15 protein-coding genes are annotated in these 13541 nt (G+C 66.2%); 10 read left to right on the top strand and 5 right to left on the bottom strand.

Annotated elements, in window-relative coordinates:
* The first annotated feature begins 16 nt into the window (after nucleotides 1-16).
* From flhD to HTY51_RS18305, 10 genes are all read left to right on the top strand, one after another.
* On the top strand, nucleotides 17-343 hold the full coding sequence (flhD, locus tag HTY51_RS18350; protein WP_057674619.1) for a flagellar transcriptional regulator FlhD: 327 nt from the start codon (nucleotides 17-19) through the stop codon (nucleotides 341-343).
* Nucleotides 344-353: 10 nt separating this feature from the next.
* On the top strand, nucleotides 354-893 hold the full coding sequence (flhC, locus tag HTY51_RS18345) for a flagellar transcriptional regulator FlhC (RefSeq protein ID WP_174254076.1): 540 nt from the start codon (nucleotides 354-356) through the stop codon (nucleotides 891-893).
* A gap of 146 nt (nucleotides 894-1039) precedes the next feature.
* The gene (motA, locus tag HTY51_RS18340) at nucleotides 1040-1900 is read left to right on the top strand and encodes a flagellar motor stator protein MotA (RefSeq protein ID WP_174254075.1); all 861 of its coding nucleotides are present in this window, start codon (nucleotides 1040-1042) and stop codon (nucleotides 1898-1900) included.
* Nucleotides 1901-1924: 24 nt separating this feature from the next.
* Nucleotides 1925-2896 carry a flagellar motor protein MotB gene (gene motB / locus HTY51_RS18335; RefSeq protein WP_174254074.1) on the top strand — a complete coding sequence of 324 codons (972 nt, stop codon included), beginning with the start codon at nucleotides 1925-1927 and terminating at the stop codon, nucleotides 2894-2896.
* Between the two features lie 94 nt (nucleotides 2897-2990).
* Nucleotides 2991-3377 carry a response regulator gene (locus tag HTY51_RS18330; protein ID WP_057674615.1) on the top strand — a complete coding sequence of 129 codons (387 nt, stop codon included), beginning with the start codon at nucleotides 2991-2993 and terminating at the stop codon, nucleotides 3375-3377.
* A gap of 3 nt (nucleotides 3378-3380) precedes the next feature.
* On the top strand, nucleotides 3381-4052 hold the full coding sequence (locus HTY51_RS18325) for a protein phosphatase CheZ (protein WP_174254073.1): 672 nt from the start codon (nucleotides 3381-3383) through the stop codon (nucleotides 4050-4052).
* A gap of 207 nt (nucleotides 4053-4259) precedes the next feature.
* Nucleotides 4260-5432, top strand: a complete 1173-nt coding sequence (locus HTY51_RS18320) for a flagellar biosynthesis protein FlhB (protein WP_174254072.1) — start codon at nucleotides 4260-4262, stop codon at nucleotides 5430-5432.
* Entirely contained in the window at nucleotides 5429-7510 is a 2082-nt protein-coding gene (flhA, locus tag HTY51_RS18315; protein WP_174254071.1) for a flagellar biosynthesis protein FlhA, read from the top strand. Before HTY51_RS18320 ends, flhA begins: the two co-directional genes overlap by 4 nt.
* Nucleotides 7507-8961: a flagellar biosynthesis protein FlhF gene (gene flhF / locus HTY51_RS18310; RefSeq protein ID WP_174254070.1), complete on the top strand. Its 1455-nt coding sequence runs from the start codon at nucleotides 7507-7509 to the stop codon at nucleotides 8959-8961. Before flhA ends, flhF begins: the two co-directional genes overlap by 4 nt.
* A gap of 776 nt (nucleotides 8962-9737) precedes the next feature.
* Complete coding sequence (locus HTY51_RS18305) at nucleotides 9738-10454, top strand: RNA polymerase sigma factor FliA (RefSeq protein ID WP_174254069.1); 717 nt, start codon at nucleotides 9738-9740, stop codon at nucleotides 10452-10454.
* A gap of 126 nt (nucleotides 10455-10580) precedes the next feature.
* Here the strand turns inward: HTY51_RS18305 and HTY51_RS18300 are convergent, their stop codons facing one another.
* The 5 genes from HTY51_RS18300 to flgA form a co-directional block, all read right to left on the bottom strand.
* Nucleotides 10581-11246 carry a hypothetical protein gene (locus tag HTY51_RS18300; RefSeq protein WP_174254068.1) on the bottom strand — a complete coding sequence of 222 codons (666 nt, stop codon included), beginning with the start codon at nucleotides 11244-11246 and terminating at the stop codon, nucleotides 10581-10583.
* A gap of 45 nt (nucleotides 11247-11291) precedes the next feature.
* Nucleotides 11292-11726, bottom strand: a complete 435-nt coding sequence (locus tag HTY51_RS18295) for a hypothetical protein (protein ID WP_174254067.1) — start codon at nucleotides 11724-11726, stop codon at nucleotides 11292-11294.
* A 224-nt stretch (nucleotides 11727-11950) separates the two neighbouring features.
* Entirely contained in the window at nucleotides 11951-12310 is a 360-nt protein-coding gene (locus HTY51_RS18290) for a hypothetical protein (RefSeq protein WP_174254066.1), read from the bottom strand.
* Between the two features lie 22 nt (nucleotides 12311-12332).
* A complete protein-coding gene (flgM, locus tag HTY51_RS18285; RefSeq protein ID WP_174254065.1) occupies nucleotides 12333-12653 on the bottom strand; it encodes a flagellar biosynthesis anti-sigma factor FlgM in 321 nt (106 codons plus the stop codon).
* A gap of 128 nt (nucleotides 12654-12781) precedes the next feature.
* Nucleotides 12782-13531, bottom strand: coding sequence for a flagellar basal body P-ring formation chaperone FlgA (flgA, locus tag HTY51_RS18280; RefSeq protein ID WP_254606933.1), 750 nt, complete (start codon nucleotides 13529-13531; stop codon nucleotides 12782-12784).
* Between the last annotated feature and the right edge of the window lie 10 nt (nucleotides 13532-13541).

Raw genomic sequence — 13541 nt, 5'->3', positions numbered from 1 at the left:
CGTAAAGGAGACCTAAATGACCGACGAACAGATGATCGCCGAAATCCGCGAAACCAACCTCACCTACCTGATGCTGGCGCAGAACCTGATCCGCAAGGACAAGGCCGAGGCGCAATTCCGTCTGGGTATCTCGGAAGAGTCGGCCGACCTGATGGCTGCCCTCTCCCCGGCGCAGATCTCCAAGATTGCCTCCAGCAGCATGCTGCTGTGCCGCTTCCGCATGGACGACGAGGTGGTGTGGAGCCTGCTGACCAACCAGGCCGCCCGCAAGGTGGACAACGACGCCACCACCCGCCTGCACGCCAGCATCCTGATGGCCGGCCGTTTCGCCGAAGCCACCTGAGGAGCACGCCATGGCCACCGGCAAAAGCGTCCTCAATGAATCGCGCCAGATCGAGCGCGCCGTCGCCCTGATCAAGCTGGGTGCCCGGCTGCAGGTGCTCGAAAGCGAGACCGACCTGTCCTACGAGCGCCTCTTGCGCCTGTACAAGGAAGTGGCGGGCAAGTCCCCCTCCAAGGGCCAGCTGCCCTTCTCGACCGACTGGTTCCTGACCTGGCAGCCCAACATCCACGCCTCGCTCTTCCTCAACATCTACGAGTACCTGAGCAAGACCAGCAGCCTGGAAGACATCGAAGCCGTGATGAAGGCCTTCCGCCTCTACAGCGAGCAGATGGTCACCCTGGAGATGGAGCCCCTGCTCTCGGTCACGCGCGCCTGGCGTCTGGTCAAGTTCGTGGACAACAACATGCTGGCCATGACACGATGCTCCAAGTGCAACGGACATTTCGTCTCCGAGCCCTATGAAAACGCCCGCCATTACGTTTGCGGCCTGTGCGAGCCGCCGGCGCGCGCCGGCAAGGGCAGTGCGGCGGGTGGCATCCTGCTGCACTGAGGCGCGACAGCAAACCGCCATATCCGTGAAAAGGGGGCCGATTGGCCCCCTTTTTTTCGTAGCGCCCCACCCGACCTTTCCCCTAGAATGGTCCGGCACAGGCCACCAGCCCACGCATCCGCCCACCCTCAAGATCCTCCACGAACATGCTAGTCATCATTGGTTATGCCGTCGCCATGGGTTGCATCTTCGGGGTGTACATCGTGCACGGCGGCAATATCGGCGTGATCCTGACGGCCCTGCCTTTCGAGCTGATCACCATCTTCGGCGGCGCCCTGGGTGCCTTTGTGGTGAACAACCAGCCCAAGGTGCTCAAGGCGACCATCGCCATGATCCCGCAGGCGCTCAAGACCTCCAAGTACACCAAGGAGCGCTATCTGGAGTTGATGGCCCTGCTCTACGACATCCTGCAGAAGGCGCGCAAGGAAGGCCTGATGGCCATCGAGAAGGACGTCGAGAACCCTGAAGAGTCGGCCATCTTCAAGAAATACCCCACCGTGGGCAGCGACCATCACGTGGTCGAGTTCACCACCGATTACCTGCGCATGATGGTCTCGGGCAACCTCAACGCGCACGAGATCGAGTCCCTGATGGACAACGAGATCGAGACCCATCACCAGGAAGCGCACGGCCCGATCGCCGCCATCGCCCGTCTGGCCGGCGCGCTGCCGGCCTTCGGCATCGTGGCCGCCGTGCTGGGCGTGGTCAACACCATGGGCTCGGTGGGCCAGCCGCCCGCCGTGCTGGGCGGCATGATCGCCTCGGCCCTGGTCGGCACCTTCCTGGGCATCCTGCTGGCCTATGGCGTGGTCGAGCCGCTGGGTGGCCTGCTGGAGCAGAAGGCCCAGGACAGCGCCAAGGAACTGGAGTGCATCAAGTCCACGCTGCTGGCCAGCATGCAGGGCTACAACCCCTCCACCGCCATCGAGTTCGGCCGCAAGGTGCTGTTCTCGACCGAGCGCCCGACCTTCATCGAACTCGAAAGCCACGTGCGCGGCAAGAAGTAAGCCGACGCACCGACCAGGTTAGCCATGGCCTCCGACGCCAAAAAGCTCCAGCCCATCATCGTCAAGAAGGTCAAGAAGACCGGGCACGCTGCGCATGGCGGCGCATGGAAGATCGCCTACGCCGACTTCGTGACCGCCATGATGGCCTTCTTCCTGCTGATGTGGCTGCTGGGCTCGACCTCCAAGGGCGACCTCAAGGGCCTGTCCGACTACTTCAGCTCACCGCTCAAGGTCGCCATGGCCGGCGGCAGCGGCGCCGGCGCCAGCCCCACCATCCTGCCCGGTGGCGGTGCCGACCTGACGCAACAGGCGGGTCAACAGCATCAGGGCGAAAGCGCCGACCCCATGAAAAAGCGGCGTGCGCTGGAGCAGGCCCGTGCCGAGAACGCCCGCCAGGACGCCCGCCGGCTGGCCGCACTGGCCGCCAAGATCAGCGCCGCCATCTCGAACAACCCCAAGCTGCGGCAGTTCAGCAACCAGATCCGCCTGGAAACCACCCCCGACGGCCTGCAGATCCAGATCGTCGACGAGCAGGGCCGCCCCATGTTCACCAGCGGCAGCGCCGTGGTGCAGCCCTATATGCGCGAAATCCTGCGCGAAATAGGCACCGCCTTGAACGGCGTGGAGAACCGCATCAGCCTGGACGGCCACACCGACCAGGCGCCCTTCGCGGGCGGCCTGCAGGGCTACAGCAACTGGGAACTCTCGGCTGACCGCGCCAATGCCTCGCGCCGCGAACTGGTGCTCGCCGGCATGCCCGAGGACAAGCTCATCCGCGTCACCGGCCTGGCCTCCAGCGTGCTGCTGGAGCCGGCCCAGCCCCAGGCGCCGGTCAACCGGCGCATCAGCATCATGGTCCTGACCCGCGAGGCCGAGGAGCGCCTGCTGGGTACCAGCCGGGTGCCCGTGCTGGCCGAGCCCGAGGCCGCCGCCCCGCCCGCCGAAGTGCCGGCCGCCCCTGTCGCCACGCCTGCGCCGGCCACACCGGCACAATGAACCCCACTGCAAAGCATCCGAAAGACTTGGCCATCGCCCGGACTTGCGATAATCTGCTTCAACAGCTGCCCCAATAGAACAGAAAGGCTCAGCCATGGCCAACCCCCGATTCCTGGTTGTCGACGACTTCTCCACCATGCGGCGCATCGTGCGCAACCTCCTCAAGGAAAGCGGCTTTGCCGATGCCGACGAGGCCGAAGACGGCGTGGTCGCGCTGCAGAAGCTGCGCGCCAGCAATTTCGACTTCGTCGTCAGCGACATCAACATGCCCAACATGAACGGCTTCCAGCTGCTGGCCGAGATCAAGAAGGACGAGAAGCTCAAGCACATCCCGGTGCTGATGGTGACCGCCGAGGCGCGCAAGGAAGACATCGTGCTGGCGGCCCAGCAGGGGGCGGCCGGTTACATCGTCAAGCCCTTCACCAAGGCCACCCTGGAGGACAAGGTGATCCACATCCTCAAAAAAGCGGGGCTTGCCTAAATCATGGAACCCAGCGCCTCTGCCCACAACGCCGGGGACGCCGCTTCCCCGGACGCCGCCCCGGACGTCCACCACAAGATCGGTCAGCTGACCCGTCAGCTGCACGATGCCCTGCACGAGCTGGGTTATGCCGAAAAGCTGCAAGGCACGGCCGGCGAACTGCCCGACGCCAAGTCGCGCCTGTCCTACATTGCCCGCCTGACCGGCGAGGCCGCCGAGAAGGTGCTCAACCGCGTCGACCAGGCCAAGACCCAGCACGACCACATCGCCGCCCAGACCCGGCACATGATCGCCCTGCTGGTGGCCGACCCGGTGGCCGCCGTGGCCAAGGGCCACATCATGAATTTCCTGACCGACCTGGAAAAAGCCAATGGCGAGGTCGACCAGCACCTGACCGAGATCATGATGGCGCAGGACTTCCACGACCTGACCGGCCAGGTGATCGCCCGCGTGGTGAACCTGGCCACCACCATCGAAGACCAGCTGGTCCAGCTGCTGATCCAGACCGCCCCGCCCGAATTGCAGTCCCTCGTCAGCGCCCCAGCATCTGTTGCTGCCCCGCTCAGCGTGGACGATGTCGTGCTCTCGGGTCCCGTGGTCGATCCAGATCAATCCACCGACGTGGTCACCAGCCAGTCCCAGGTCGACGACCTGCTGGCGAGTTTGGGGTTCTAACGAACCACCCCCCGAGACGCTTCGCGTCTCCCCCCTCTCTCGCCTGCGGCGGGAGGGGGACGCACCCGGTGGCCCGGCAAAGCCGGTTCCACGGGTGCCCTGGCTTTGAAAGCCTCCTCAGGATCAAGGGTGGAAAGGCCGGTCTTTTCGGCCTTTAGTTACGGCACCCCTTGACGACAATGGCGTGAACTTCAGCTTCGCGCCACCATGGATTCCAGCAGTCAGGACCGCAATTTACCCGCCTCGCCGCGCAAGCTGCAGCGGGCGCGTGAAGACGGCCAGGTGGCACGTTCACGCGACATCGGGCACCTGGCCGTGCTCGGCGGCGGCGCCCTCACCCTGCTCTTCCTGGCCCCCTACATGTACGGCGAGCTCAAGCTGGCCCTGGGCCGGCAGCTCACCTTCGACGCGGCGGTGGTCCAGCAGTCGGGCAGCATGCTCGATCGCCTGCAGGCCATGGCGCTCACCGGCCTGATCGGCTGCGTCATCTTTGCGCTCATCGTCACCACGGTCGCCGTGCTCAGCACACTGGCCTCGGGCGGCTGGGTGCTCAGCCTCAAGCCCATCATGCCGGACCTCACGCGCCTCAGCCCCCTGGCCGGCCTCAAGGGCCTGGTCTCCAAGAAGAAGCTGGCCGAGACCGCCAAGACCACCTTCATCATGTTTTTCATCCTGGCGCTGGCGGCGGCCTTCATCCACTCCACCCTGCCCTCGGTCGCCGCCCTGGTGATGCAACCGTCGGTCGCCGCGCTGGGAACCATGTTCGAGTGGCTGCTCACCGGCACCGGCCTGCTGCTCACGGTCATCCTGCTGGTGGCCCTGATCGACCTGCCGCTGCAGAACTTCCTGCACCAGTCCGAGCTCAAGATGTCGCTCAAGGAAATGAAGGACGAGCACAAGGAGTCCGAGGGCAACCCGCAGATGAAGGGCCACCGCCGCAACAAGGCGCGCGAGATCGCCCAGCGCGGCAGCATCAAGGCCGTGCCCAAGGCCGACTTCATCCTGATGAACCCCACGCACTACGCCGTGGCCGTGAAATACGACGAGAAGACCATGAGCGCGCCGCGTGTCATCTCCAAGGGCGCCGACCTGCTGGCCATGAAGATCCGCGACATCGCCAAGGCGAACGAGGTGCCGGTGCTGCAGTCGCCGGTGCTGGCGCGCGCGCTGTACGCCCACGCCGAGCTCGACCAGGACATCCCCGCCAGCCTGTACACCGCGGTGGCGCAGGTACTGGCCTACATCTACCGCCTGCGCGCCGCGATGCGCGGCGAAGGCCCCATGCCGGGCGAGCCGCCGCAGCCGCCCGTGCCACCCGGACTTGATCCCCTGCAGCCCAAGGCCTCGCCCCTGGCCCAACCGAACCCGAGCGCCGCATGAACCTGCTCTTCCAGACCCTGCAAGGCCGTTTCGGCCGCCACGCCGCCGTGCTCTCGGGCGCTGCCGCGCCGCTGCTGGTGGTCGCCATCCTCGCCATGATGGTGCTGCCGCTGCCGGCCTGGATGCTCGACATCCTGTTCACCGTCAACATCGCCGTGGCGCTGATGGTGATGATGGTGGCCGCCTACATGCTGCGCCCGCTGGATTTCGCGTCCTTCCCGGCCGTGCTGCTGCTGACAACGCTGATGCGCCTGTCGCTCAACGTCGCGTCCACCCGCGTGGTGCTGCTCGACGGCCACACCGGCCCTGGCGCGGCCGGCGCGGTGATCGAGGCCTTCGGCCACTTCCTGATCGGCGGCAACTTTGCGGTGGGCCTGATCGTCTTTGCCATCCTGGTGGTGATCAACTTCGTGGTCGTGACCAAGGGCGCCGAGCGTATTGCCGAAGTGTCGGCGCGCTTCGCCCTGGACGCCATGCCCGGCAAGCAGATGGCGGTGGACGCCGATCTTTCCGCCGGCATGATCGACGAGAAGGAGGCCAAGCGCCGCCGCGCCGAAGTCAGCGAGGAAGCCGACTTCTTCGGCTCCATGGACGGCGCCTCCAAGTTCGTGCGCGGCGACGCCATCGCCGGCATCCTGATCCTCTTCATCAACATCATCGGCGGTTTTGCCATCGGCATGCTGCAGCACAACCTGAGCGCGGGCCAGGCCGCCGACAGCTACATCCTGCTGGCGGTCGGCGATGCGCTGGTCGCGCAGATCCCCGGCCTGCTGATCTCGGTCTCGGCCGCCATGGTGGTGTCGCGTGTGGGCAAGGAAGAAGACCTGGGCCGCCAGATCGCCAACCAGATGTTCGTCTCGCCGCGCGCACTGGGCATCACCGCCGGCATCCTGGGCGTGCTGGGCCTGATCCCCGGCATGCCCAACATCGTGTTCCTCTCCATCGCCGCCCTGATGGGCTACGCCGCCTGGGTGCTCGCGAACAAGCCGGCACCCACCGAGGAGGCCACCGCGGCACCGGCGGCACAAGGCGACGGCGAAGCCAGCTGGGACGACCTGCAGCCCGTGGACCAGCTCGGCCTGGAACTGGGCTACCGCCTCATCACCCTGGTGGACAAGAACCGCCAGGGCGACCTGCTCACCCGCATCAAGGGCGTGCGCCGCAAGTTCGCGCAGGAAGTGGGTTTCCTGCCACCGCCCGTGCACGTGCGCGACAACCTGGAGCTCAAGCCCAGCGGCTACCGCATCAGCCTGCGCGGTGTGGTGGTCGGCGACGGCGAGGCCTTCCCCGGCATGTACCTGGCCATCAACCCGGGTGGCATCACCACCCCGCTGATCGGCACCGCCACCACCGACCCGGCCTTCGGCCTGCCCGCGCACTGGATCGACGAGCGCCAGAAGGAAGCAGCGCAAATGGCCGGCTTTACCGTCGTTGATTCCGAGACCGTGATGGCCACCCATTTGTCACACTTGATGCAGGTCCACGCCGCCAAGCTGCTGAGCCGCACCGAGACCCAGCAACTGGTCGAGCACGTCAGCCGGCTGGCACCGAAACTGATCGAAGAAGTGGTCCCCAAGATGATCTCGATTGCCGTGTTCCAGAAAGTCCTGCAGCTGCTGCTGGAGGAATCGGTGCACATCCGCGACATCCGCACCATCATCGAGACCATCGCCGAACACGCCACCAGCACCACCGACCCGGTCGAGCTGGCCAAGCGCGTGCGCGTGGCGCTCTCGCCGGCCATCGTGCAGCAGATCTACGGCCCCTCCAAGGAACTCAACGTCATCGCCATCGACCCGCCGCTGGAGCGCCTGCTGGTGCAGGCCCTGGGCCATGCCGGCGGCCCGGCCCTGGACCCCGGCGTGGCGGACATGCTCACGCGCAACGCCGCCACCGTGGCCATGAAGCAGGAAGAGACCGGCGTGCCGGCCTGCCTGCTGGTGCCCGACACCATCCGCAATTCCATCGCGCGCCTGGTGCGCCGCGCCGCGCCGCGCATGCAGGTGCTGGCGCACAGCGAGATTCCTGAAACCCATTCCATCCGCATCGGCCCGATCCTTCGAGGTGCCCTGACATGAACATCCAACGTTTTTACGCTGCCACCGCCCGCGAAGCCCTGGCCAAGGCCCGCATGGTTTTCGGCGATGGCACGCTGATCCTCTCCAACCGCCAGACCCCGCAGGGCATCGAAGTGGTGGCCACCACCGAGGAATCGCTGGCCACGCTGGACCAGAGTGTCCCCGCTGCTACGACCGCCCCCGTGGCTCCCGCACCCCGCGCCAAGGCCGCCCCCGCGCCCAGCCCCGCCGCCGTGCGTGCCGCCGCCCAGACCCCGGTGGAAGACGACGCCGCCCAGCTGGCCATGAGCACCCTGTCCTTCCAGGACTATGTGCGTGAACGCATGCTGCAGCGCCGCGCCGAAGCCCAGCAACAGGCCAAGGCCGCAGCGCCCCAGTCGGCCCGCCCCGCCTACGAAATCATCCCGCCCGATCCCGAGGTCGCCCCGCAGCCCCCGCGCAAGGCCGTGGCCGCCCCCGCGCCTTTGCCCGTCGCTGCGGCACCCGTGGCCGCCGCCCCGGCCGCCGTGCCGCAGGGCCTGGTCAACGAACTCAGCGCCATGAAGGATCTGATCGAGGAACGCTTCAGCACCCTGGCCTGGCTGGGCCAGACCAAACAAAGCCCGATCCACGCCAACCTCACCCTCAAGCTCATCCGCTCCGGCTACTCGCCCGCCCTGGCGCGCGCCGTGCTCAGCATGATGCCGGACGACGCCAGCCCGGCCGAGGCCATGCTCTGGCTGCTGGGCGTGCTCACGCGCAACATCAAGACCGACGCCGGCGGCCCCGCGCTGAAGGACGAAGGCGGCGTATTCGCCCTGGTCGGCACCACCGGCGTGGGCAAGACCACCACCGCCGCCAAGCTGGCCGCGCTGTGCGCGCGCACGCACGGCGCCGGCAGCGTGGGCCTGATCACCCTGGATAGCTACCGCATCGGCGCCCATGAGCAACTGCGCGCCTACGGCCGCATGCTGGGCGTGGTGGCCCACATGGCGCACGACCGCGCCGCCCTGCAGGACCTGCTGGGCCTGCTGAGCAACCGCAAGATGGTCATCATCGACACCACCGGCGTGGCCCCGCGCGACCCGCGCAAGCGCGACATCCTCGACGTGCTGAACCTGCCGCAGATCAAGCGCCTGCTGGTGCTCAACGCGGCTAGCCATGGCGACACCCAGGACGAGGCCGTGGCCAACTTCGGCGCGAAACAGGCCGTGCTGACCAAGATCGACGAGGCCGTCAAGCTCGGCCCCGCGCTGGACACCGTCATCCGCAACCACCTGGTGCTGCGCGGCGTGAGCAGCGGCCAGCGCGTGCCCGAGGACTGGGAACGCGCCGACGCCGAGCAGCTGGTCCGCCTGTCCATGCGCTCCTCGGGCAAATCGGCCCACGACCCGCAGATGGCCGAACTGGGCCTGTATTTCGCGCAGGCCGGCACGCAGGGCCTGCACGCACAGGGACGGCTGCATGCTTGACACCGACAGCCACCAGGCCGCCGGTCTGGCCGCCCTGGCCGCCGGCCACGCGCCGCGCATCGTCGCCCTGGCCAGCCACGGCGACCGCCGCAGCGAGCTGCCCCTGCTGTGGCAACTGTGTGCGGCCTGGACGGCGCTGGATTACCCGGTGGTGGTGCTCGACGCCCACATGCGCGAATCCGAAGCGCAGCCCGGCCTGCAGCAGCTGCTGATGGACAGCGACGAACTGAGCCACCTCGGCCAGGGCCCGGAAGACTGGCCCATCGTGCCGGCCGCCCTGGGCCTGACCGCCATGGGCACGCCCCAGGCCGGCCCGCCGGCCGCGGCGAGTGCCGAGCGCGCGCGCCAGCTGGCCGAACTCTTCCACGACTACGAGCTGATCCTGCTCTACGCCCCGGCGCACGAACTGGCGCGCTCGCTGCAGGGCAGCGGCCTGTCGCCGCTGCTGCCGGTCTCGACCAGCGATGCCGCGCTGCTGACCGCCTACCACGCGCTCAAGCAGTTGTTGAACATGGGCAAACTTAGGCCTACCATCGTGGCTGTGATGGACGACTCCAACCTGGCCACCCGCGTCTCGGGCCACAGCATCAGCAGGAACCTGCAGGACTGTGCCCGGGACTTCCTCGCCTGCGAGGTGCCGGCCCTGACCGTCTGCCCCGAACAGACCGGGGAGGTCCAGCGCCTGGCCCTGCGCACCCTGGAACATGCGCTGCAGCCGCCGCGCTGGACGCCCCCCCTGCCGCCGGCCGCGACTCGCGTGCCGCGAGGAGCCTCTGATGTACACCGCCAAAGGCCAGCTCGACCGCGACGCCCTGATCCGGCAGTACTCGCCGCTGGTGCGCCGCCTGGCCCACCACATGATGGCCAAGCTGCCGCCCAGCATCCAGGTCGACGATCTGATCCAGGTCGGCCTGATCGGCCTGTCGGAGGCGCTCACCCGCTACGAGGCCAGCCAGGGCGTGCAGTTCGAAACCTTCGCCACCCAGCGCATCCGCGGCGCCATGATCGACGAGCTGCGCGAGAACGACTGGATGAGCCGCGGCTCGCGCAAGAGCCAGAAGGAAATCGAAGGGGCGCTCACCCGCCTGGAACACAAGCTCGGCCGCTCCCCCAGCGAATCCGAGATCGCCGCCGAACTGGGCCTGGAGCTGGCCGAGTACCAGGCCCTGCTCTACAAGGTCAAGGGCACGCAGCTGGTCTACCTGGAAGACATGACCGGCAGCGGCGAGGGCGACGACACCTTCCTCGACCGCCACATGGTCGACGGCGACTCCGACCCGCTGCAGCTGCTGCGCAACCAGCGCATCCGCAGCGCCCTGACCGAGGCCATCAAGCACCTGCCCGAGCGCGAGCAGTACATCATGAGCATGTACTACGAGCAGGACATGAACCTCAAGGAAATCGCCGCCGTGCTGGGCATCACCGAATCGCGCGTGTGCCAGCTCCACAGCCAGTCGATCGCGCGGCTGCGGGCAAAGATGCGGTCGCATTGAGAGAGATACATAAGAAAAAGGGCTGCCTGAGCAGCCCTTTTTCTTTGTCTCACGACTACCGGCTTGTTAACGTTGGAGCTCAGCTGACTACTGAGGCTGGCGCTCTGGGCCGTGCAAAGCGAGGGGCTAGGCCGCAGTTTCGACCGAGAGGTTATATGTGGCGACTGAGACAGCCCCTTCGGTGAATCCAGTGAGCACATTGCATGCAGGCCCTCCTGACTCCGTCTTGAGGGAAACAAAGTACAGGCCGTGACCATCGGATCTGCTCACAAAGTGCTGATTGAGTAGGTCCACGATCTTTTGCGACCACAGAATCACTTGAGCGTAGTCCTGCTTCTGCAGCGGCTGTTCTGTCTCAACTGAGCGGATTGTTCCTCGATGGAGAACCTGGCCGCACTTGCCATACAACGCCTTGAACTCCACGAGTGTCATGGCGTTCGGCTTGGAGTTCGCAACGTAGTTCCATCCCGTAGGCGTCTTAGTCGCGACGGCACACTGCGGGAACGCATGGGGATGACTTCGGTGCAGAAGGCCCATGATTCTCTCGGCGTTCCATTCCTTTGTCGCCGCGTTGGTTCTGGTAGCAGGTAGATCACCATGAAGTTGCAGGCAACCCAGTGCGAGGAGTTCACATATGCGTCTGTACTGCAAGTAGCAGTACTCAAAGGCATACGGTGGGGCTAGATTCAACTGACCGTTGCATGCGTAAGAAATCAAGTCCAGGCGGGTCACAACCTCATGCATCAACTTGAGGTAGGTGCGTACGGCGGCAGCCTCATCAAACGTGGACATGTCGGGCAGGTGCTTGGTTCTGCGGCCTAACGTTTGAGTTGGGCGTCATTGGGCTGCAGACGCCGCAAAGCCCTTGCGGATCCAAGCCACAACGGCGCCAGCACCGTACAACAGAGATACGCCCACGAGCCACATGACCAGGGCGATGCCGAGCGAAATCAGGAGAGCCTGACGGCGACGACCTTCGATATCGCTCACGTAGCCTTCGCTAGTAGTAGCTGCATCCTCATAGAGGTGCCTGTAGACGTAGAGGGACCAGCACGGATTGCCGTACTCGGGTTCGGGGTCGAGCTTCGAGGTTGCCGGCATTTGAATGACCTGGCGGCACTGCGGATTGGCGTAGGCCGACACAACCTTATGGTCGACCGCGTACGTGGACGGAACGTTGCCGAACGCCCAGAAGACGGCGTAGAGCAATGCAGCGCCGGCAGCGACGATCCACAACCTGCGCCAACCATTCAGAGTTCGTTTCGAGCTCATCTATGACGCTCAACGTGATATCGACCGCAAAAGTGCGGAATAACATGGACGAATTTTCATCACGGCGCCTCTCTTGCTGCAAGCTAAGTGCTTGTTTTGCTTGAAGAATCCGGGTCAATATAACGCAGAGCCGCGCTCCTAACAAACCGCGAAACCCCGCAAGGTCTCCACCGAAAACAAAAAAGGCTGCCCACGGCAGCCCTTGTGTTGGAAGCCTTGTCAGCTCAGGCCGAAAACGCCTTGTAGCTGCCGGCCCGGCCGGCCGGCGCGGCGTAGGTACTCTTGCGCGTGGCCGGCACCATGGCGTGCAGGGCGCGTTCCACCACCACGCTGCGGCGGATCAGGTTTTCGCGCTGGATGTTGAGTTGCACCGCCAGCTTTTTCAGGCGGGCCTGCAGTTCAGGGCCGGCCTGCTGTGCGCCGCCCAGGCGCTCCATGAGGCTGGCAAAACCCAGGGCCGCCTGCTGCAGGGCGTTGCTGGCGGTTTCCAGCAGCTGCGGCTCGCCCGTGGCCACGGCCGCGGCCACGGATTCGCATTGCATCTCGATCTGTGACAGCGGTTTTTCAATCTCGGCGGGCAGCATGGCTTATGACTCCGTGGGGTGCTCAGTTCTGCGTGCGGTTCAGCATTTCCTGGGCGTTGGACAGCAATTTGTCAGCGATGGCTTCGGGGTTGACGACATAGCTGCCGTCCTCGATGGCCTGGCGCACTGCGTTGACCTTCTCGGTATCGATGTCGGCCGCTTCGCCGCGGTTGGCCTGCTCCAGGCTGCGCACCGAGGTCGAGACGGTCACCGCCACGCCGGAAGAGCTGGCGGTGCTGGCGGCCGTGGCGGCGGCTTCCTTTTTCGCAGGCGCAGCCGCTCCGGACGCCGCGGCCGGCGGTGTCGAAACTTTGGGCAAATCTGCCGGTTGACCTACTTTCATGGCGTTCTCCAATACTGCCGCGGATAGGGGCTATCCGCCAGGAGGGCATAAAAAGCCCCGTACGTTGGGTATCGGCAGCATCATGACTGACTTGAGGTTTTTCTGCGTTTTTCCTGTGATCTGCTGCTTCACAGCTCGACCCGCACCGTCCGGGCATCCAGAACGGTAGCTGAAAGCACGCGCCCACTATCGGTTCTAACCCTTGCGGGCTGGCCCACCACACCGGGCGACAGTGCCTGGGCCAGGGCGCTGATCTGGAAACCGCCGCCCTGCACCAGCACCCGCACCTGGGCGCCGGCCTGGAAGACCTGGGCGGCACGCACCATGTTCTGGCGCAGGGTCTGGCCGGCGCTCAGGGCCCGGGTGGCCACCTGGCCGGCCCAGGCGTCGCGGCCGGCCAGCACCGGGCTGGCCTCGGCCGTCCAGTCCACCTCGGCCAGCATCAGATCCCCCGCCTCGAGCGGCTGGCCGGGCGCCACGTCACGGCGCAGCACCCAGGCCGAACCGGTGGCCTTGACGGTCACCGGTATGGAGACATTCCAGCGGCGGGCGCCCTCCAGGCAGCGCAGGCCGATACGGCTGCTGCCCCACAGGCGGCTGCCCGGCGGCAGATAGGCTTCGACACGGGCGCAGGGCGCCAGGCGCAAGCGGCTGTCCAGCACACCCAGCGTGGCTTCCAGGCGCACCGGCAACTGGTCGCGCGCGGCCTGGGCCGCCAGCGTCCGGTCCAGCCAGGCTTGCGCCAGCGCCGGCAACTGGGCCTCGCTGCTCACCGCCTGGGCCAGGGCCGGCAGCTGGATGAATGCACAGGCCAACACCAGCAGCGCGCCGGGCCAGCCGCGCGTGCGCCTCTTTCCTGCCATCTGTACGTTTGCCATGAACTGCACC

It is taken from the genome of Rhodoferax sp. BAB1 (assembly GCF_013334205.1).
GTDB lineage: Bacteria > Pseudomonadota > Gammaproteobacteria > Burkholderiales > Burkholderiaceae_C > Hylemonella.
This window is presented reverse-complemented; position numbering and strand designations above follow the sequence as displayed.